This is a genomic window from Pseudomonas capsici (assembly GCF_017165765.1).
Classification (GTDB): Bacteria; Pseudomonadota; Gammaproteobacteria; order Pseudomonadales; family Pseudomonadaceae; genus Aquipseudomonas; species Aquipseudomonas capsici.
The window spans coordinates 1-20,020 of the sequence record NZ_JAFGZD010000008.1; the positions used below are offsets into that span (position 1 = coordinate 1).

General features: G+C 59.3%; 14 protein-coding genes. 8 read left to right on the forward strand and 6 right to left on the reverse strand.

Annotated elements, in window-relative coordinates:
- Positions 1 to 98: 98 nt before the first annotated feature.
- Complete coding sequence (locus tag JSY17_RS12945) at positions 99 to 2,519, reverse strand: Lon protease family protein (RefSeq protein ID WP_206401876.1); 2,421 nt, start codon at positions 2,517 to 2,519, stop codon at positions 99 to 101.
- A 321-nt stretch (positions 2,520 to 2,840) separates the two neighbouring features.
- Between JSY17_RS12945 and JSY17_RS12950 the strand changes: the two genes are divergently transcribed.
- The 4 genes from JSY17_RS12950 to JSY17_RS12965 all read left to right on the forward strand — a co-directional run bounded on the left by JSY17_RS12950 (position 2,841) and on the right by JSY17_RS12965 (position 6,332).
- Positions 2,841 to 3,329: a DUF3015 domain-containing protein gene (locus JSY17_RS12950; RefSeq protein WP_025261887.1), complete on the forward strand. Its 489-nt coding sequence runs from the start codon at positions 2,841 to 2,843 to the stop codon at positions 3,327 to 3,329.
- Positions 3,330 to 3,390: 61 nt separating this feature from the next.
- Complete coding sequence (locus JSY17_RS12955) at positions 3,391 to 5,244, forward strand: Lnb N-terminal periplasmic domain-containing protein (protein WP_201013108.1); 1,854 nt, start codon at positions 3,391 to 3,393, stop codon at positions 5,242 to 5,244.
- Positions 5,245 to 5,393: 149 nt separating this feature from the next.
- Positions 5,394 to 5,747, forward strand: coding sequence for a hypothetical protein (locus JSY17_RS12960; protein ID WP_200980061.1), 354 nt, complete (start codon positions 5,394 to 5,396; stop codon positions 5,745 to 5,747).
- Positions 5,748 to 5,819: 72 nt separating this feature from the next.
- The gene (locus JSY17_RS12965; RefSeq protein ID WP_122371739.1) at positions 5,820 to 6,332 is read left to right on the forward strand and encodes a GreA/GreB family elongation factor; all 513 of its coding nucleotides are present in this window, start codon (positions 5,820 to 5,822) and stop codon (positions 6,330 to 6,332) included.
- Positions 6,333 to 6,373: 41 nt separating this feature from the next.
- On the opposite strand, the gene ettA is transcribed toward JSY17_RS12965, so the two are convergent.
- Positions 6,374 to 8,038 (reverse strand): energy-dependent translational throttle protein EttA, encoded by a 1,665-nt coding sequence (ettA, locus tag JSY17_RS12970; protein ID WP_206401877.1) that lies wholly within the window; start codon positions 8,036 to 8,038, stop codon positions 6,374 to 6,376.
- Positions 8,039 to 8,498: 460 nt separating this feature from the next.
- On the opposite strand from ettA, the gene JSY17_RS12975 reads away from it, so the two are divergent.
- Together JSY17_RS12975 and glyA are read left to right on the forward strand one after the other, a co-directional pair.
- Positions 8,499 to 12,227 (forward strand): sensor domain-containing protein, encoded by a 3,729-nt coding sequence (locus JSY17_RS12975; RefSeq protein ID WP_206401878.1) that lies wholly within the window; start codon positions 8,499 to 8,501, stop codon positions 12,225 to 12,227.
- A gap of 222 nt (positions 12,228 to 12,449) precedes the next feature.
- Complete coding sequence (glyA, locus tag JSY17_RS12980; protein ID WP_117182060.1) at positions 12,450 to 13,703, forward strand: serine hydroxymethyltransferase; 1,254 nt, start codon at positions 12,450 to 12,452, stop codon at positions 13,701 to 13,703.
- Positions 13,704 to 13,781: 78 nt separating this feature from the next.
- On the opposite strand, the gene yjiA is transcribed toward glyA, so the two are convergent.
- The 3 genes from yjiA to JSY17_RS12995 form a co-directional block, all read right to left on the reverse strand.
- Positions 13,782 to 14,762, reverse strand: a complete 981-nt coding sequence (gene yjiA, locus JSY17_RS12985; RefSeq protein ID WP_201013106.1) for a GTPase — start codon at positions 14,760 to 14,762, stop codon at positions 13,782 to 13,784.
- Between the two features lie 137 nt (positions 14,763 to 14,899).
- Positions 14,900 to 15,097: a YbdD/YjiX family protein gene (locus tag JSY17_RS12990; protein ID WP_025261897.1), complete on the reverse strand. Its 198-nt coding sequence runs from the start codon at positions 15,095 to 15,097 to the stop codon at positions 14,900 to 14,902.
- Between the two features lie 27 nt (positions 15,098 to 15,124).
- A complete protein-coding gene (locus tag JSY17_RS12995; RefSeq protein ID WP_122371741.1) occupies positions 15,125 to 17,200 on the reverse strand; it encodes a carbon starvation CstA family protein in 2,076 nt (691 codons plus the stop codon).
- 277 nt (positions 17,201 to 17,477) lie between these two features.
- Here JSY17_RS12995 and JSY17_RS13000 point away from each other — a divergent pair, with 277 nt between their 5' ends.
- Positions 17,478 to 17,846 carry a PilZ domain-containing protein gene (locus JSY17_RS13000; RefSeq protein WP_122371742.1) on the forward strand — a complete coding sequence of 123 codons (369 nt, stop codon included), beginning with the start codon at positions 17,478 to 17,480 and terminating at the stop codon, positions 17,844 to 17,846.
- 133 nt (positions 17,847 to 17,979) lie between these two features.
- Here the strand turns inward: JSY17_RS13000 and radA are convergent, their stop codons facing one another.
- Positions 17,980 to 19,347: a DNA repair protein RadA gene (gene radA / locus JSY17_RS13005; RefSeq protein ID WP_117185275.1), complete on the reverse strand. Its 1,368-nt coding sequence runs from the start codon at positions 19,345 to 19,347 to the stop codon at positions 17,980 to 17,982.
- A 185-nt stretch (positions 19,348 to 19,532) separates the two neighbouring features.
- Between radA and mscL the strand changes: the two genes are divergently transcribed.
- Positions 19,533 to 19,979 carry a large-conductance mechanosensitive channel protein MscL gene (gene mscL / locus JSY17_RS13010; protein ID WP_117163444.1) on the forward strand — a complete coding sequence of 149 codons (447 nt, stop codon included), beginning with the start codon at positions 19,533 to 19,535 and terminating at the stop codon, positions 19,977 to 19,979.
- The last annotated feature ends 41 nt before the right edge of the window (positions 19,980 to 20,020 follow it).

Sequence of the window (20,020 nt, forward strand, 5' to 3'; positions counted from 1 at the left end):
GCTTGAATGATTCTGTGTACTTACTCATAACGTCCCCCAAGGGTTGGATGGGTGTCCAACTTCTTGGGGGCAGTTCAGACGTGATCCGGCCACCTGTTTCAGGCTTTCAGCTCGGGCTCCTTCTCCAGTTCTTCCTTGAGCTCTTCATCGCTGAGCATTTCTGCGATATCGCGCAGGCGCTCCACCACTCGGGCATTGACGCTGCCTTCGGGGAATTCGCCATTCTCGTCCGGGGTACCGGCAGGCTCGCCAACCAGCAGACTCAAGGCCTCGTCCGCCTGACGCACCGCATACACATGGAACTGTCCGGCGCGCACGGCTTGCAGGACACGCTCATCGAGCATCAGGGTTGCCACGTTGGCCTGCGGGATGATCGCGCCCTGCTCGCCCGTCAGACCACGAGCCTCACAGAGACGGAAGAAACCTTCGATCTTCTCGTTGACCCCACCCACCGCCTGCACTTCACCGAACTGATTGATGGAACCGGTAATCGCGAAGCATTGCTTGAGCGGCGTGCGGGACAGCGCCGAAATCAGCGTGCAGACCTCACCCAGCGAAGCGCTGTCACCATCCACATAACCGTAGGACTGTTCCAGAGCAATACTGGCCGAAATCGCCAGAGGGAATTCCTGGGCATAGCGGCTGCCCAGATACCCGGTGAGAATCATCACGCCCTTGGAGTGAATCGGCTGGCCAAGGTTGACCTCGCGCTCGATATCGACAATGCCGCTGCCACCGGGATAGACCGTTGCCGAGATGCGCGCCGGCACACCGAATGCCGAATCGCCGACCTCCAGTACCGTCAGCCCGTTGCACTTGCCGACCGCGGCGCCATCAGTGTCGATCAGGATGATGCCGGCCAGCATGTCATCGAGAATCCGCGCCGAGACACGCCCGGTGCGCGTGGCCTTGGCCTTGAGCGCCCGCTCGATATGCCCGGCGTCGGTCTGTTCTTCGTTGGCCAGTTGACGAATGAAGTCCGCCTCGCTGACCAGTTGGAACAAATCTCCGATTCGCGCCGACAGACGCCCCTGATGCTCGGCCAGACGGGCACTGTAGGTCGCCAGACGAGCCACGGCATCGGCAGTCAATGGCGCCATGCCTTCTTCCGAGGTACGGGTTTTCAGCAATTGGGCGAACTGTTCAAGGGTTTCGTCGACCAGCGGGATCTCTTCGTCGAAATCCACCAGCACCCGGAACATCTCCTGGAAGTCGGGGTCCAGGTCCTGAAGGGTGTAATACAGCGAACGCGCACCAATGATGATGATCTTGACGTTCCACTGAATCACTTGCGGCGTCAGGGTGACGGTCGCCAGACGCCCCATTTCGCCCAGCGGCGACTCCATTTTCAATTTGCGCGATTGCAGGGTGCGCTTGAGTGCATCCCAGACAAACGGCTCACTGAGCATCTTTTCCGCTTCAAGGATCAGGAAGCCGCCATTGGCACGATGCAGCGCACCGGGCCGCAACTGCCGATAGGTGGTGTAGAGCGCGCCCTGATCGGTGCTGTATTCGATACGGCCAAACAGGTTGTCATAGGTCGGATGCGGCTCGAAGACCACCGGCGCACCGCCGCTGTGGGTGTGGCCGACAACCAGGCTCGGGCTGTATTGCTCTTCCAGCAGCTTGCGCGCCTGGGCGTCGGTCTTGCTGTCATCGACCAGTTGCTCGACAACGGTCTTGAGCAGATAGACCTGCATCGCCTGCAGATAGGCGCAGACAGCCGCATTCTCGGCGTACTTTTCCGACAGCGGAGCCAGCAGGGGCTGCAAGGTCAGGGTGATGGTTTCTTCGTTCAACTGGCGCAACTGATTGCTGGATTCGCGCTTCCATTGCGGCAGGCTGGCCAGTTCTTCGTTCAGGCGCTCTTCCAGACCCGAAATATCTTCATGGAAGCGTTCCCGCTCGGCATCCGGCAACTGGGAGAACTCGGCCTCATCCAGCGCCTTGCCATCGGCCATGGGCGTAAAGGCGATATTGGAGCTGTCGCGGTACAGCGCAATGTCCTTTTCCAGCGCCAGACGCTCGATCACATCCAGGGCGCGGTCATAACGCTGATTGAAAGCGCGGTCGATGGCACTCTTCTTCTGCTGATACGACGGATGCTCGAAGACCGCAGGAAAGGTCGCCAGCAGGTTATCGATCAAGACACCGATGTCGGCCATGAACTCCTGGGCACTGCCCGGTGCCAACTCCAGGGCCTTGGGCTCGCGGGGTTCATCGAAGTTGTTGACGTAGACCCAGTCCGATGGCGTCTGCATGCGCTTGCCTTCGGCCTTGAGGTAACGTTTTACAAACGAAAACCGCCCCGTGCCGGGCTCACCCATGACAAACACGTTATAACCGGGACGCGGCATCGCGACCCCGAACTGCAAGGCTTCTACGGCTCGTTCCTGGCCGAGTACTCCCCGAAAGGGCTCCAGATCATTGGTCGTCGAAAAGCTGAACTGTTCAGCGGAAAACGGGCGTGTCAGCGCTTGTGGCGCTAGACGAAGGCTGGCTGCGACAGAATCGGGCATCAGTGTTCCTTACATCAGGCGGGGCAGATGTCGGCATTCTGGCGCTCGCCGGACAAGACTTGCAAGACGCGAAAGCCCGGAATATCCGTTCCTCCAATGAACAGGGCTGCTGGAGCACAAAATTAACCCTGTAACGCGAATAAATCTGCAATTGACCACGGAACCCTTGGAACCGACCTAAACTCCAAATTGCGCACATGGTTACAAATAGCCATTTGCCTTGATGTATCGGTGGGTGCGAGAGGTCAGCCAATGCTGGACTTGTCGCGCCGAACCGGTTCAAGAACCCCGACACTGGTTGAACATAAAGAGAAAAAAGCTATGAAACGGATTCTTCTTGGAACGCTCTTCACCGCAGTCTCTATCAATGCAATGGCACAAGCTCCCGGCGGCCCTGATTGTGGCTGGGGCAACATGTTGTTCGAAGGCCAGCGTGGCACCCCTGCACACTTCCTGGCATCAACCACCAACGGCACTTCCGGTAACGCCACCTTCGGTATGACTTCCGGCACCAACGGCTGCTCCACCAACGGCGCACTGACCTATGGCGGTAAATCCTGGCTGGCCATGAACGGCATGATGGATGAACTCTCCAAGGACATGGCCATGGGCCAAGGTGAAGCACTGACCACCTACGCGGTCGTCCTGGGCGTTGCACCAGAAGATCGTGCGCATTTCGCCGCAGTCACCCACGAACACTTCTCGCAAATCTTCAGCAAGGCCGACACCACTGCCGAAGACGTACACAGCAACACAATCAATGTCCTGAAAAACGATCCAACCCTGGCCAAATACGCGACCCAGGCCTAAAGTCGTTTTCCCGCCCCTCGGTTCCGGAGGGCGGGCCCCATCTCCTGACAAGTTGCTTTCTATGCTCAAACGTCTTGCGTACCTGGCGCTGTGTGTCTGTGCCCCGTTATCTGCCGCCCCACACCTGAGCGCAGACCGTTTGCAGCAATTGGCCAATGAGCGCTTCTGGCTTTCTCTGGGCCATTACGAAGCCGGTAAGCTGGGCGGCTGGCGCAGTTACGTCGACGACCCGAAATTCTTTCTCGCTGCCGACGGTGCCCATGACCCGAAAGCAGAGCTGAGCGCAACACTTGCAGCCCTTTACGCCCCCGTCGGCAACGAACAGGCACATGCCCAGTGCGTTTACCCGGCCCGCACCCGCTGGCTGCGCGACCAGTTGCAACTGAACGACCTGCCTGTCGTGGACTGCAAGGACTTCAAGGCATGGTTCAAGGACGTGGCACCGGACAGCACCGTGCTGATTTTTCCGGCGGCCTACCTCAACAGCCCGTCCTCGATGTTCGGCCACACACTGCTGCGTATCGACCCGGCCAGTGCCAGGACCAGCGGCACAACGCTGCTCAGCTACGCCATCAACTTCGGTGCCTATATCGAAGGCATGGACAACAGCATTCTCTATGCCTGGAAAGGCCTGATGGGGGGTTATCCCGGTCTGTTTGCACTGGTGCCCTATCAGGAAAAACTCTCGGAATACCGCAGCCTGGAAAACCGCGACCTGTGGGAATACCGGCTGAACCTGACCACTGCTGAAACCGAACGCATGGTCGAGCATGTCTGGGAACTGAAGCAGATCCGTTTCAGCTACTTCTTCTTCGATGAAAACTGCTCCTACCGCCTTCTGGAACTGTTGGAGGTGGCACGACCTGGGCTGAAACTGACCGATCAATTCGAGCTTACGGCCATCCCCACCGATACCGTGAAGGCGATAAAAGCCGCCGGACTGGTGGAGAAAATCGAATATCGCCCTTCCCGCGAACGTGAACTGCTGAGTCGGGCCGAGCCCCTGAGCCAGGACGAACAGGAGTGGGTACTGAAAGTCAGTGCCGACCAGGCACAACTCAAGGACAGCCAGTACCAGGCATTGCCCAAGGAGCGTCGCGCCCTGATTCAGGACGCGGCCTATCGCCTCGAGCGCTACCGCGCCAATGGCCTGGAGCGCGATGCCGCCCGTTCACAGCGCAGTTTTGAACTCCTGCAGGCCATCAATCAGAACCCGCCTCCCCAACTGGACATCCAGCGCCCCGGCCTGCCGGAAGAAGGACACGAGTCGCGGACCTGGCAACTGGGCGTGGGCAGCCGCAACGACCGGGCTTTCGCCGAATACGGCCTGCGCATGGCCTATCACGACCTCAACGACAACGCCTACGGCTTCCCGCTGGGTGCGCAGATCGAGATCCTGCAACTCAAACTGCGCCAGTACGAAGGCAATGACTGGCAGGTGCAGCAACTGGATCTGGCGACTATCCGCTCCCTGACACCCCGCAATGCCCTGCTCAAGCCATGGTCGTGGCAAGTCACGGGCGGGCTGGAGCGCGTGCCGGGCAAGCACGGTGATGAAAACCTCGTCAGCCATGTGAATGGCGGTGCCGGCGGCACCTGGAAACTGGGCGAAGAAGTGCTGGGCTTTGCCTTGGGCACCGTGCGGATCGAACACAACAATGACTTCTCGGAGTTCGTCTCGCCGGCAGCCGGTTTCAATACCGGCCTGCTCTGGCGCAACCCGCTGGGCAACCTGAGCCTGGAGGCCAAGGGCGACTACTTCACCAATGGCGAAGTACGGCGCAGCATCAGCCTCAACCAGCAATGGGAACTGTCCCGCAACCTGGGCCTGCGCCTGAGCGCCCAGCGCGAGTTCAGTCAGTTGGCTACACCACAGAATGAAGTGATGCTTGAAGTGAAGTGGTATCACTATTGAGCATGAACCGGCAGGAGATCGCCCGCCCTGGGTGCAGCGCTGTCGTGCAGCAAACAGATGCGGGATCGCCACCACAAATCCGACACATCTTTGACAAATAACTCACAAGCGGACCACTACACTGAAGTCACTTGTAGAGGAAAACCAAAATGAACCTGCGCTGGGTGTTGTTGTGGCTGGTTGTCGTGCTGACAGGCTGTCAGTCCGCCCATGACTATTTGCTGGCCGAAGGTTATCCACCGGCATTCGCCGACGGTTTCCAGGATGGCTGCGGCAGCGGCAAGGAAGCGGCCGGAGCGTTTACCGGACAGTTCAAGAAGAACGTTCCCCGCTACCTCAAAGACCCAGTCTATGCCGAAGGCTGGAACGACGGGTTCCGTCAGTGCCAGGCCGTGGCAGACAAGCGCGACCGGCTCGACCCCGGCCAGGTCTGGAATGACCGCGACCGAGACTGGGAACGGGAGAAAACCCGAAGCGCTGCCAAGGCCTATCGTCCAGATTGAGGTCGCTTCGAGACATTCGACGAAACCAATCGGATGCAACCATGGACCAACTCTCAAAGAGGAGGACAAACCATGAGTCGCGCTTTCGTCAATGAAGACAACGCCGCCGCAGAGGCCAGTCAGCCGGTCGAGCGTCTGATCAGTACACACCCCAATTACGTCACCGCCCACGGACTCCTGCTGTTGCAACAGCAAGTCAATGAACTGCAGACACAGCACAGTACCCAGACGGCTTTGGGAGACAGCGCCGACAAACAGCGTCTGGCCGATCTTGAGCGCGATCTGCGCTACTTCACCCAGCGCCTGCAGAGTGCACAGGTGGTTACGCCAGCCATCTCGACCGAACAGGTACAGATCGGCAGTTGGGTGACGTTCGCGGATGAAGGGGACAATCGTCAGCGCGTGCAACTGGTCGGTGAGGATCAGGCCGATGCCGCCAGGGGGTTGATCAACTGGAGTTCGCCACTGGGGCGTGCATTGCTGGGGTCACAACTGGGAGACGAGGTGCTGTGGAAGCGCCCGGCCGGGGATCAGGTCATCGAGATCGTCTTGATCGAACCCGATGACGGAGCGACCGGGGCTTAGTCTTCGCGGGCAAGTGGCGAACCGCCTGCCCGCGAACACGATCAGGCCAGCTTCTTGTGACGTACCCGATGCGGCTGGGCAGCAGCATCACCCAGACGCTTTTTACGATCGGCTTCGTATTCGGTGTAGTTGCCTTCAAAGAAGACCGCTTGCGAATCGTCTTCGTACGCCAGGATGTGGGTCGCTACACGGTCCAGGAACCACCGATCGTGAGAGATCACAATGGCGGCGCCCGGGAAGTCCAGCAGGGCCTCTTCCAGGGAACGCAGGGTTTCAACGTCCAGGTCGTTGGACGGTTCGTCGAGCAGCAGCACGTTGCCACCCTCTTTCAAGGTCAGTGCCAGGTGCAGGCGACCGCGCTCACCACCGGAAAGGTCCTTGACGAACTTCTGCTGGTCGCCGCCCTTGAAGTTGAAACGTCCCACGTAGGTACGCGACGGGATTTCGTAGTTGCCGATGCGGATCTGATCCGAACCGTCGGAAATCTGCTGGAACACGGTCTTGCTGCCATCCAGGTCGTCACGGCTCTGATCGACACAGGCCAGTTGCACGGTTTCACCGATTTCGATGCTGCCCGAATCCGGTGTTTCCTTGCCCATCAGCATGCGGAACAGCGTCGATTTACCGGCACCGTTACCACCGATCACGCCGACAATCGCACCTTTGGGCATGGAGAACGACAGGTTGTCGATCAACACGCGGTCGCCATAGCCTTTGGTGACGTTCTTGAATTCGATGACCTTGTCGCCCAGACGCGGACCGGCCGGAATGTAGATTTCGTTGGTTTCGCTGCGCTTCTGGAATTCCTGCGACTGCATTTCTTCGAAGCGTTGCAGACGGGCCTTGGACTTGGACTGACGCGCCTTGGCACCTTTGCGAACCCACTCCAGCTCGTCTTTCATGGCCTTTTCATGGGCCGACTGCTGCTTGGACTCCTGGGCCAGACGCTCGGACTTGGCTTCCAGCCAGCCAGAATAGTTGCCTTCGTATGGAATGCCCGCACCGCGGTCGAGTTCCAGAATCCAGCCAGCGACGTTATCCAGGAAGTAACGGTCGTGCGTGATCGCAACCACAGTACCCGGGAAATCGTGCAGGAAGTGCTCGAGCCACGCGACGGAGTCGGCATCCAGGTGGTTGGTCGGCTCGTCGAGCAGCAGCATGTCCGGCGCGGACAGCAGCAGGCGGCACAGGGCAACGCGACGCTTTTCACCACCGGACAACACGGAAACCTTGGCATCCCAGGCCGGCAGACGCAGCGCATCGGCGGCGACTTCCAACTGGCGCTCCAGGTTATGGCCATCGCCAGCCTGCAGGATCGCTTCCAGCTTGGCCTGTTCGGCAGCCAGCTTGTCGAAGTCGGCATCCGGCTCGGCGTATTCGGCATAGACCTGATCCAGGCGGGCCTGAGCGTCCTTGATGACGCTGACCGCCTCCTCGACCACTTCACGAACTGTCTTGTTCGGGTCAAGTTGTGGCTCTTGCGGCAGATAACCCACATTCAGCTCGGGCATCGGACGTGCTTCGCCGTCGAACTCGGTATCGACGCCAGCCATGATTTTCAACAGCGTGGATTTACCCGAGCCGTTGAGGCCCAGCACGCCGATCTTGGCGCCCGGGAAGAAGGAAAGGGAGATGTTCTTCAGGATTTCCCGCTTCGGCGGCACAACTTTGCTCAGCCGATGCATGGTAAAGACGTATTGAGCCATGGAATGAAAACCTAGCGTCTGTGAGGTGACTGATAAAGCGCGAGCTTTTATTTGTCTATGCTACTTGCCGCAGTGCCATTCCAAGCCTTGAATAAAACAGACATGGAACGGACTTCTGCATCAGGGCAAATATAAAGCTGGATCGATGTTTGCAAGCTGTGGATTCACTCTTGCAGGAGTCGGGTTACAACGCGCATCGGGCAAAGCTACCCGAATGCGGCCTGTAGGGCAAACGATCCGGCCCCACAGGGCTGGCACTTAGCTACAACTCAGGGCATGCTAGCCGCCCTTTGGGCGTCGGGCTTAAATTGCATAACGCACTCGCTGCTTCAGTCCAGTAGTCAGGAACAACGATTTGCCAACACCAACGCCCTCCACGCCATCAGCAACAGCCAATAACACAACGGCTGTGCCTTTGCGTAGTTCATTGAAAGGGCTACTGGCAGCGCTGGTTCTACTGATGCTTGCACTGTTGTTGTGGCAACTGCTCGAGCAGTTTCACCAGACTCAGGAGCGCCAGCGTCAACGCAGCCTCGACTACAGCACGCAACTTGCCGACCGCCTGAGCCTCAACATGGCCCTGAGCGCGCAGATCACCATGAACCTGCTGGATGAGGGAACGCCATTCAGGAGCGAAATACCGCATCAGAAACAGACGCTGCAAAGGTTGCGTGAAACCCTGCCCTCCATGCGCAGCGTGGCATCGCTCAATCCTCAAGGCGATGTGATCAGGGACAGCGCCGACACCACACCGGATGGTGCGTTTCTCAAGAGTGCGCTCCAGCAGGCGGTAGGCCGACCTTATTACTACACCTGTTCCGAAGATGGTTTGCAGATCTACATGTTCGTGCATCAGGCAGACGGCCTCGGCGGCGCCTACTGGGTCGTGCGCATGGCGCCGGATGCCCTCAAGGCACTGATCCAGCAGCCCAGCCAGGACTTCCAGCATCTGTGGCGTCTCGAAAACCGCCTGACCCAGCGGGTCATTCTGCGCGATACATCGATGCAGACCGATTCCGGGCACGCCGAAAGCGTACTGCTGCAACCCTTGAGCAACAGCGACTGGCAACTGCACGGGCTGTTCGATGCCTACAAGGCGCGCCAGGAACTGATTGCCCCGCTGATCGTGAAGTGCGTGGTCGGCCTGCTGTTTTCACTCCTGCCTCTGGCCGCGATTCTCAGCCTGCGTCGCCGTCAGCGCCAACTGCTGGAAAGCCGCCGCCGTTATCAGGACATTTTTGAAGGCGCGGGCGTTGCCATCTGCGTACTGGACATGTCCGACCTGCCCGAGCAGCTCGAAACCTTCCAGATCCACACCACAGAAGACTTCGACCGCTTTATCGAGACACAACCGGGGCTCCTGAAGCGCCTGCTGCAGCAGATACGCATTACCGAGGTCAATCAGGTTGCCCTGAGCCTGTTGAATATCAAGTGCGGCGATGAAGCCTGGCAGCAACTGATAGAAGGCGAATCGCGCAAGCGGCCCGGCATCGGCACTCAGGTGATTGAGGCGGTTCTGAGCCGTCAGCAACGACTTGAGCTGGAAATCCGCCTCACCCGCGAGTCCGGCCAGGACCAGCATCTATGGCTGGTATTGCGCCTGCCTGAAACCCGCTCCGACTATGACGCCGTCATCCTCAGCATCGGCGACATCACCAGCCGCAAGCAGATCGAACTGTCACTGCAGGAACGCGAGCGCTTCTGGTCGGACGTGGTCCGTACCGTGCCCGATCACCTGTATGTCCAGGATGTGCTCAGCCAGCGCATGATCTACAGCAACCACCATCTGGGACAGACGCTGGGCTATAGCAAAAGCGAACTGCACGCCATGGGTGAGTTCTTCTGGGAAATCCTGCTGCACCCGGAAGACGCCCAGAGCTATCAGGACATGCGCCTGCGCCAACGCCATCACGGGCATAACGAACTGCTGCAATGCACCCTGCGCTTTCGTCACAAGGACACCACCTGGCGCAGCTTCGATATCCGCGAACAGGCCCTGACCCGGGACAAGGAAGATCTGGTCACCCGGATCATCGGCGTCGCCAAGGACGTCACCCGGCAGGTCGAAGCCAGTCAGTCCCTGCGCGACAGCGAGCAGCGTTACCGGATGCTCGCCGAAAGCATCAGCGATGTGATCTTCTCTACCGACAGGCTGCTGGCAGTCAACTATGTCAGCCCCTCGGTGCAAAGCGTCCTGGGTTACGAAGCCGACTGGATTATCCACAACGGCTGGGGCTCAACCGTTGCCAACCCGCAGCAACTCTCGGGCTTCTACAACCTGATAGCACGCATCAAGAGAGTGCTCGACAATCCTCAGGAGCTGGCAAAACTGCGCAGCACCGTTCCGACCCAGTTGTACCTGTTCGATTGCCTGCGCGCCGATGGCCGCAAGATTCCGGTGGAACTGCGACTGGTTCTGGTCTGGGACGAACACGGGACATTCGAGGGCATACTGGGCGTGGGGCGCGATATCAGCACCCAGCGCCGCGCCGAAAAAGACCTGCGCATGGCCGCAACGGTATTCGAACACTCGACTTCAGCCATCCTGATTACCGACCCGGCGGGCTATATCGTCCAGGCCAACGACGCCTTCACGCGGGTCAGCGGCTATGACGTATCGGAAGTGCTCGATCAATTGCCGAACATGCTTACTGTCGTCCGCGAGCAGGAAGCCCACCTGCGCTATATCCTCAAGCAGTTGAATCAGAGCGGCAGCTGGGAGGGCGAAGTCTGGCTCAAGCGCCGCAATGGCGAACATTACCCGGCCTGGGTCGGTATCACCGCCGTGGTCGATGATGAAGGCGACCTGGCGAGCTATGTGTGCTTCTTCAGCGATATCAGCGAACGCAAGGCCAGCGAACAACGCATTCATCGCCTGGCCTATTACGACGCCCTGACCCACCTGCCCAACCGCACACTGTTCCAGGATCGCCTGCACTCCGCCCTGCAGCATGCAGAAAGACAGCAGGCCTGGGTCGTCCTGATGTTCCTGGACCTGGATCGCTTCAAACCGATCAACGACTCCCTGGGCCATGCCGCCGGCGACCGCATGCTCAAGGAGATGGCTACCCGCCTGCTGGCCTGTGTCGCCGACGATGACACGGTCGCACGCATGGGCGGCGATGAGTTCACCCTGCTGCTGCAACCGGGAGCCACCCGCGAGATCGCGCTCAATCGTGCCATCCATGTTGCCGAACAGATTCTCAACAGCCTGATCACGCCTTTCGTGCTCGAAGGCCGTGAGTTCTTCGTGACCGCCAGTATCGGCATCGCCCTGAGCCCGCAGGACGGCAACGAGCTGAGCCAGTTGATGAAGAACGCCGACACCGCGATGTACCACGCCAAGGAGCGCGGCAAGAACAACTTCCAGTTCTACCAGACCGACATGAACGCCACGGCCCTGGAGCGCCTGGAACTGGAAAGCGACCTGCGCCATGCCCTGGAGCAACAAGAGTTCACGATCTACTACCAGCCTCAGTTCAGCGGCGACGGCAAACGCCTGACCGGTGCCGAAGCCCTGCTGCGCTGGCGGCATCCACGCCGCGGTCTGGTACCGCCCAGCGAATTCATCCCGGTGCTGGAAGAACTCGGCCTGGTGGTGGAAGTCGGGGACTGGGTACTGGCCGAAGCCTGTCGCCAGCTCAAGAGCTGGCATCAGGCAAAAGTGCGGGTCCCCAAGGTGTCGGTGAACATCTCTGCCAGACAGTTCTCGGACGGCCAGCTCGGCAAGCGCATCGCCCGGATGCTGGGCGAAACCGGGCTGCCACCGGCGTGCCTGGAACTGGAACTGACCGAAAGTATCCTGATGCGCGAAGTCAGCGAAGCCATGCAGATGCTCGACGGCCTGAAGAATCTTGGCCTGAGCATCGCGGTCGATGACTTCGGTACCGGCTATTCATCGCTGAACTACCTCAAGCAGTTCCCGATCGACGTCCTGAAAATCGACCGTACCTTCGTCGATGGCCTGCCATCGGGCGAACAGGACGCACAGATCGCCCGCGCCATTATCGCCATGGCCCACAGCCTGAATCTGGCGGTCATCGCCGAAGGCGTCGAAACCCACGAACAGCTCGAATTCCTTCGTGAACACGGCTGCGACGAAGTCCAGGGCTACCTCTTCGGCCGCCCGATGTCGGCTTCGCAGTTCGAGGCGCAGTTCAGTAATGATGCGCTGTTCATGTTCGACTAGGTCGAACATGAACAGTAGCTGCAAGCTATAAGCGGCAAGCTTCAAGTAAAAGCAGATTGTCTTTTCCGGGCACTGCGGCCTGCTCTTGCTTGCCGCTTGTAACTTGCAGCTTCCCCCTACTTGCCGTCCGCTAATCCGCCAAATGAACCCCTTTCATATGCCAGATAAAACGCGATGGGGTAGAATGCCCCCCTTTTCCGCTCCAACCCCTCGAGGACTGCCATGTTCAGCCGTGATTTGACTCTCGCGAAGTACGACTCCGATCTTTTTGCCGCAATGGAACAGGAAGCCCTGCGCCAGGAAGAGCACATCGAACTGATTGCCTCGGAAAACTACACCAGCCCGGCTGTCATGGAGGCTCAGGGCTCGGTCCTGACCAACAAGTACGCCGAAGGCTATCCGGGCAAGCGCTACTACGGTGGCTGCGAGTACGTCGACGTCGTTGAGCAACTGGCCATCGACCGCGCCAAGGAGCTGTTCGGCGCCGATTACGCCAACGTCCAGCCACACGCGGGTTCCCAGGCGAACGCCGCTGTTTACCTGGCTCTGCTGCAAGGCGGCGACACCATCCTGGGCATGAGCCTGGCTCACGGCGGTCACCTGACCCACGGCGCCAGCGTCAGCTCCTCGGGCAAACTGTACAACGCCGTTCAGTACGGCATCGACGCCAATGGCATGATCGACTACGACGAAGTCGAGCGTCTGGCTCTCGAGCACAAGCCAAAAATGATCGTGGCCGGTTTCTCTGCCTACTCGCAGGTTCTGGACTTCGCCCGCTTCCGCGAAATCGCTGACAAGGTCGGTGCCTACCTGTTCGTCGACATGGCCCACGTAGCCGGTCTGGTTGCCGCCGGTGTCTACCCGAACCCGGTTCCATTCGCCGACGTGGTCACCACCACGACCCACAAGACCCTGCGCGGCCCACGCGGCGGCCTGATCCTGGCTCGTGCCAATGCCGACATCGAGAAGAAACTGAACTCGGCGGTATTCCCGGGCGCACAAGGCGGCCCACTGGAGCACGTCATCGCAGCCAAGGCTGTCTGCTTCAAGGAAGCACTGCAGCCTGAGTTCAAGGCCTACCAGCAACAAGTGGTCAAGAACGCCAAGGCCATGGCTGGCGTGTTCATCGAGCGTGGTTTCGACGTGGTTTCCGGCGGTACTGAAAACCACCTGTTCCTGCTGTCGCTGATCAAGCAGGACATCTCCGGTAAAGACGCAGACGCAGCCCTGGGCCGCGCCTTCATCACCGTGAACAAGAACTCCGTCCCGAACGACCCACGCTCCCCGTTCGTCACCTCCGGCCTGCGCTTCGGCACCCCGGCAGTGACCACTCGCGGCTTCAAGGAAGCAGAGTGCAAGGAACTGGCTGGCTGGATCTGCGACATCCTGGCTGACCTGAACAACGAAGCGGTGATCGACGCCGTTCGTGAGAAAGTAAAAGCCATCTGCGCAAGACTGCCGGTTTACGGCGCCTGATAGCGCAGTCACTGGTTGCATGAAAAAGCCCGGCTCTTGAGCCGGGCTTTTTCGTTTATCACATACGGTAATGAGGACTCAGTCGCTCTCGATCAGAGCAAAGCCCGCGCGAATCTTCTCCTCCGGCAACTCATCGGCAATGAACACGATCACGCTTTCGCGCTTTTCGTCTTCTGCCCACTCGGTGTCCCAGTCGAAACCATAGAGTTTCAGCACGCCCTGAAACACCATTCTCCGAGGTTCGCCTGCGATATTGAGTACGCCTTTGTAGCGCAGCAGTTGTTTGCCGTGGTCTTCGAGCAGTTCGTTCATGAACTCGCTGAGTTTATCGATATCCAGGGGTTTGTCGCTGCGCAGCACCAGGCTTGAGATGCGGTCGGCGGATTTGCCTGCCGGGGCGAGCGGGCGCAGGGTCACCCCGCCGCCGAGGTCGGCGTTGAGGTTGAAACCTCTGACGTCCAGTAATTCGGACAGGTCGATCTTGCCGTGTTCGACGATACGAATCGGTGCGCGGCGATTGATGCGGGTCAGGCGGGTCGACAGTGCCTGGAATGCTTCTTCATCCACCAGATCGCGCTTGCTCACCAGCAGACGGTCGGCAAAGCCTATTTGTGCCTGGGCGATGGTCTGGGTCAGGTGAGTGTCGGCATGGGCAGCGTCCACCAGAGTGATGATGCCGTCGAGGATATAGCGTTCGCGCAGTTCTTCGTCGATGAAGAAGGTCTGCGCAACGGGAGCCGGATCGGCCAGCCCGGTGCATTCGATGACAAGACGGTCGAAGGCGATCTCACCGCTGTCCAGGCGCTCCAGCAGCAGATACAGAGCCTTGGTCAGGTCGGTATGGATGGTGCAGCAGACGCAACCATTGGAAAGCGTCATGACTTGCACCGGCTCGGCGCCGAGCAACTGGCTGTCGATGCCGGCGTCACTGAATTCGTTTTCGATCACCGCGATTTTCAGGCCATGTTCGGCCTTGAGCAGATGACGCAGCAGCGTGGTCTTGCCGGCTCCCAGAAAGCCGGTCAATACGGTGACGGGGATGGGTTGCGCAACAGTCATGTGTACTCCAGCAGTTCAATATGTCCGGTACATCGCCTTCCCGGATGAATCCGGTCCCACAGAGACCTGTAAAAACGACAACGCCACAGGTGTTGGCCTGTGGCGCGTCGATTCAAACGATAACGCAGATCAGAGGATCAGCAACACTTGGGACCACCCTTGCCGCCGTAACGAGCTTCCTGACGCTCCCGAAAGAACTCCTCATAGCTCATCAACGGCTTGTCCGGGTGTTTGGTCTGCATGTGCTCGACATAGGTGTCGTAGTCCGGCATGCCCACCATCAGGCGCGCGGCCTGACCGAGGTATTTCCCGAGACGACTCAGGTCATTGAACATGGGCAAATCCTCTTCTCATGACCGTCATCACACCTGCGATCCCGGAGGCATGGCCTGATATGGCATTTCCTTGTCGCTGCGATCCTTCTTGATCCACGCCGCACGACCGACTTTCAGCGCGTAGAACAGGATGCTGGATACGACGAACAGGAACAGGACGGTCAGACCGGCGTTGGTGTAAGCGTTGAAGATCACATGCTGCATCTGGTCCATGTTCTTGGCCGGAGCCAGGATCTGACCGGCGTCCGCTGCAGTGCTGTACTTCTTGGCCAGGGCCAGGAAGCCAACGGCCGGGTTGGAGTCGAACAGCTTGATCAGGCTCGCCGTCACGGTGCAGACCAGCAGCCAGGACGCAGGCAGCAAGGTCACCCAGACGTAGCGCTGACGCTTCATCTTGATCAGCACCACACTGGCGAGCATCAGGGCGATACCGGCGAGCATCTGGTTGGAGATACCGAACAGCGGCCACAAGGTATTGATGCCACCCAGCGGGTCGATCACGCCTTGATACAGCAGGTAACCCCAGAGCGCGACGCAACCGCCGGTACCGATGGCGTTGGCCACCCAGGACTCGGTGCGCTTGAGAGCAGGTACGAAGCTACCCAGCAGGTCCTGAAGCATGAAGCGACCGGCACGGGTACCGGCGTCGACTGCGGTCAGGATGAACAGGGCTTCAAACAGAATCGCGAAGTGGTACCAGAACGCCATGGTGTTTTCACCCGGCAGGACCTGGTGCAGGATCTGCGCGATACCGACTGCCAGAGTCGGAGCACCACCGGCACGGGCCAGGATGGTGTGCTCGCCGATGTCATTGGCCACGGCAGTCAGTTGCTCGGGGGTAATGGTAAAGCCCCAGTTACTGACAGTTTGCGCCACAGACACCACATCACTGCCCACAATCGCAGGCGGGCTGTTCATGGCGAAGTACACACCTGGCTCGATCACCGAAGCGGCAACCATGGCCATGATGGCCACGAAGGACTCCATCAGCATGCCGCCGTAACCGATGTAGCGGGCGTTCTTTTCGTTATCCAGCAGCTTGGGCGTGGTACCGGAGGAAATCAGGGCGTGGAAGCCCGACACCGCACCACACGCAATGGTGATGAACAGGAACGGGAACAGCGCGCCTTTCCAGACCGGCCCCGTACCGTCGGTGAACTGGGTCAGGGCCGGCATTTTCAGCTCGGGAGCCAGAATCAGAATGCCGATTGCCAGCGCAACGATGGTGCCGATTTTCAGGAAGGTAGAGAGGTAGTCACGTGGTGCGAGCAGCAGCCATACCGGCAGCATTGCCGCAACGAAGCCGTAGCCCACCAGCATCCAGGTGATCTGCACACCGGTGAAGGTGAACATCGGGCCCCAGACCGGATCCGCAGCCACCGAGCCACCCACCCAGATGGAAAGCAGCAGCAGAACCACGCCGATGATGGAGATTTCACCGATACGACCCGGACGGATGTAGCGCATGTAAACGCCCATGAACATCGCGATCGGGATGGTTGCCATGACCGTGAACATGCCCCACGGGCTTTCAGCCAGGGCCTTGACCACGATCAGCGCCAGCACCGCGAGGATGATGATCATGATCAGGAAGCAGCCGAACAGGGCAATGGTGCCCGGGATACGGCCCATTTCCTCACGGACGATATCGCCCAGGGAACGACCGTTGCGGCGCGTGGAGAGGAACAGAATCATGAAATCCTGTACCGCACCTGCCAGTACCACACCGGCGATCAGCCAGAGCGTGCCGGGCAGGTAACCCATCTGCGCAGCCAGTACCGGGCCGACCAGTGGGCCTGCACCTGCGATGGCTGCGAAATGGTGACCGAACAGAATGTGCTTGTTGGTCGGGACATAATCCAGACCGTCGTTGTTGACCACCGCCGGAGTTGCCCGCAGCGGATCGAGCTGCATGACATGGTTGGCGATGAAAAGACTGTAGTAACGATAAGCGACCAGATAAATAGCTACAGCAGCGACCACGATCCACAAGGCATTGATTGCCTCGCCACGACGCAGTGCCACCACCCCCAGAGCAAAAGCCCCAATAATTGCGAGAAGCACCCAGGGCACATGGCGCATTAGGCTATTGTTATTTTTCATTTTCTTATTCCAGCAGAGTTGACTAGAAGGCAAGCCCCCCGAGTTTAGCCCTGTCGGAGCGAAAGACCACCCCCAACCATGGTCTAGAGCGCTTTAATAGCCTGGCAAAACGTAAATAACGCCTCCCCTTCCTGCAAACCAATCTACAGAAGCAATAAAAGTTATCCACAGAACTGTTCGGCAACTCCGTTCAGGTCTATCGTGCCTAGACAAGGGTGCCATTATCCATGGCCAGTCCGCTGACCCAGCGTCAGTCGATATCACGAGAGTTCACTTGATGACCGACTCCCCCTCAGATCGCCGTCGTTTCAAGCGCATTGCCTTCGATGCCAGGACCGACCTCAGCCAGGGCAACCACAACTGGAAAGTGCAGCTGCTCGATCTCTCTCTGAAAGGACTGCTCATCGAACGGCCGGAACCCTGGACAGGCGACCCGGATGAGCACTTTCTGGTGGACATCCACCTCAGCGACGATGCCTACGTGAAGATGGATGTGAAACTGACCCATGACGACAACCATCATCTGGGGTTTGTCTGCCTGCACATCGGGCTGGAATCGATCGGCCATTTGAAGCGGCTGGTGGAACTGAACCTGGGAGATCCGGCAGAGCTGGACAGGGAACTGGCGGCATTGATCGAGATTTGAATTCGCGGCGGTTGACCTCCTGCAAAAAAATGCCGATCAACATCATTTTGCGGGAGGCAGCTTGCTGGCGACCAAGGCCTTTCCGCCAGCAAGCTGCCTCCCACAAGTTAGTTTTTGCCTTAACTGATCAGCCCTACTCGAACAACGCATCCAGCGCCTGTTCCAGCCGGGTAACGGCAATGATCTGCAGATTGGCCGGCGCTTCCTTGGGGGCGTTACCCTTCGGCACAATGGCGCGCTTGAAGCCATGCTTGGCGGCCTCTTTCAGGCGTTCCTGGCCACTGGGCACCGGCCTGACCTCGCCGGAAAGCCCTACCTCCCCGAATACCAGCAGGTCATGAGGCAATGGCCGATTGCGCAGGCTCGACATGACTGCCGCCATCAACGCCAGGTCAGACGCGGTTTCCAGCACCTTCACCCCTCCCACCACGTTGAGGAATACATCCTGATCGTGGGTCGGTATCCCGCCATGACGATGCAGCACCGCCAGCAACATGGCCAGACGGTTCTGATCCAGCCCCAGCGTCACCCGCCGCGGGTTGGACATGTGACTGTCGTCCACCAGCGCCTGAACTTCCACCAGCATGGGCCGCGTGCCTTCCCAGGTCGCCATGACCACACTGCCGGGCACTTCCTCCTGAGCACGGGTCAGGAAAATCGCCGAAGGGTTGGAGACTTCCTTGAGCCCCTTGTCCGTCATGCCGAACACACCCAGTTCGTTCACGGCACCGAAACGGTTCTTCACCGCCCGGAGCAGACGCAAGCGCCCATCCGACTCGCCCTCGAAATAGAGAACGGTATCGACCATATGCTCCAGCACCCGAGGCCCGGCCAGCGCGCCTTCCTTGGTGACATGGCCGACCAGGAAAATCGCCGTGCCGCTCTGCTTGGCGTAACGCACCAGCAAGGCTGCACTTTCCCGCACTTGCGCCACGCCGCCGGGAGCGGATTGCAGTTGCTCGGTGAAGATCGTCTGGATGGAATCGATCACCATGACCTTGGGCTGCTCGACACGCGCCGTGGCGATGATCGACTCGATGCAGGTTTCGGTCATCACCCGCAATTTGTCCTGAGGCAGGCCAAGGCGTCGGGCGCGCATGGCCACCTGTTGCTGGGATTCCTCCCCCGTCACATACAGTGCCGGCATGCGCTCGGCGATATTGCACAGGGTTTGCAGCAGGATAGTGGACTTCCCGATCCCCGGATCGCCGCCGATCAATACGACCGAGCCATCCACAAGGCCGCCGCCCAGGACGCGGTCCAGCTCGTTGGACTTGGTGGAAAAGCGTGGAATCTCTTCGACACTGACTTCGGCCAGAGTCTTGATCTGGGCCTGCGAACCCGCCCAACCGGTACGTCCGCTGGGTGCAGCGGCTGCGCCGCTTTCCAGCATGGTTTCAACCAGCGTGTTCCAGGCACCGCAATCACTGCACTGGCCCGCCCATTTGGGAAAAGTCGCGCCGCACTCAGTGCAGCCGTACAAGCGTTTGGCCTTGGCCATGACAACCCCAGTCGTAAAAAGCAGCATGATAACGCAGCGCATGCCGCGCTGCCGGAACCCGGTTTTTACCGCAAAAGATAAAACTTACCGGGCCAGCCCCGGTCGATTGAACGTGTACACGGCAGGATACAAATTGCTCCGTTACACTGAGTCCGATCACATCCATCTGTAACAAGGAATGACCCATGAGCGTATTAAGCGAATTCAAGGCCTTCGCCGTCAAAGGTAACGTGGTCGACATGGCCGTGGGTATCATCATTGGTGCGGCATTCGGCAAGATCGTTTCGTCATTCGTCGGCGACGTGATCATGCCTCCGCTGGGCCTGTTGATCGGCGGTGTGGACTTCAGCGATCTGGCCATCACCCTGCGCGCAGCCGAAGGCACAACCCCTGCCGTGCTGCTGGCTTACGGCAAGTTCATCCAGACCGTGCTCGACTTCGTCATCGTGGCGTTCGCCATCTTCATGGGCGTCAAGGCCATCAACCGCCTCAAGCGCGAAGAAGCCAAAGCCCCGACCCTGCCACCGACCCCATCCAAGGAAGAAGTGCTGCTGGGCGAGATCCGTGACTTGCTCAAGGAGCAGAACAAGCCGGCAGCGCCGGTGACCGTGGACCCCACCCGTCCGCTTTGAGACCTGACGATGGTTTTTCGCGAATGAATTGGCTGCCACAG

Excerpts from the sequence above, each read along its gene's own strand:
- JSY17_RS12945 (WP_206401876.1), bottom strand. The coding sequence starts at position 2,519 with ATGCCCGATTCTGTCGCAGCCAGCCTTCGTCTAGCGCCACAAGCGCTG.
- JSY17_RS12950 (WP_025261887.1), top strand. The coding sequence starts at position 2,841 with ATGAAACGGATTCTTCTTGGAACGCTCTTCACCGCAGTCTCTATCAAT.
- JSY17_RS12955 (WP_201013108.1), top strand. The coding sequence starts at position 3,391 with ATGCTCAAACGTCTTGCGTACCTGGCGCTGTGTGTCTGTGCCCCGTTA.
- JSY17_RS12960 (WP_200980061.1), top strand. The coding sequence starts at position 5,394 with ATGAACCTGCGCTGGGTGTTGTTGTGGCTGGTTGTCGTGCTGACAGGC.
- JSY17_RS12965 (WP_122371739.1), top strand. The coding sequence starts at position 5,820 with ATGAGTCGCGCTTTCGTCAATGAAGACAACGCCGCCGCAGAGGCCAGT.
- ettA (WP_206401877.1), bottom strand. The coding sequence starts at position 8,038 with ATGGCTCAATACGTCTTTACCATGCATCGGCTGAGCAAAGTTGTGCCG.
- JSY17_RS12975 (WP_206401878.1), top strand. The coding sequence starts at position 8,499 with ATGCTTGCACTGTTGTTGTGGCAACTGCTCGAGCAGTTTCACCAGACT.
- glyA (WP_117182060.1), top strand. The coding sequence starts at position 12,450 with ATGTTCAGCCGTGATTTGACTCTCGCGAAGTACGACTCCGATCTTTTT.
- yjiA (WP_201013106.1), bottom strand. The coding sequence starts at position 14,762 with ATGACTGTTGCGCAACCCATCCCCGTCACCGTATTGACCGGCTTTCTG.
- JSY17_RS12990 (WP_025261897.1), bottom strand. The coding sequence starts at position 15,097 with ATGTTCAATGACCTGAGTCGTCTCGGGAAATACCTCGGTCAGGCCGCG.
- JSY17_RS12995 (WP_122371741.1), bottom strand. The coding sequence starts at position 17,200 with ATGAAAAATAACAATAGCCTAATGCGCCATGTGCCCTGGGTGCTTCTC.
- JSY17_RS13000 (WP_122371742.1), top strand. The coding sequence starts at position 17,478 with ATGACCGACTCCCCCTCAGATCGCCGTCGTTTCAAGCGCATTGCCTTC.
- radA (WP_117185275.1), bottom strand. The coding sequence starts at position 19,347 with ATGGCCAAGGCCAAACGCTTGTACGGCTGCACTGAGTGCGGCGCGACT.
- mscL (WP_117163444.1), top strand. The coding sequence starts at position 19,533 with ATGAGCGTATTAAGCGAATTCAAGGCCTTCGCCGTCAAAGGTAACGTG.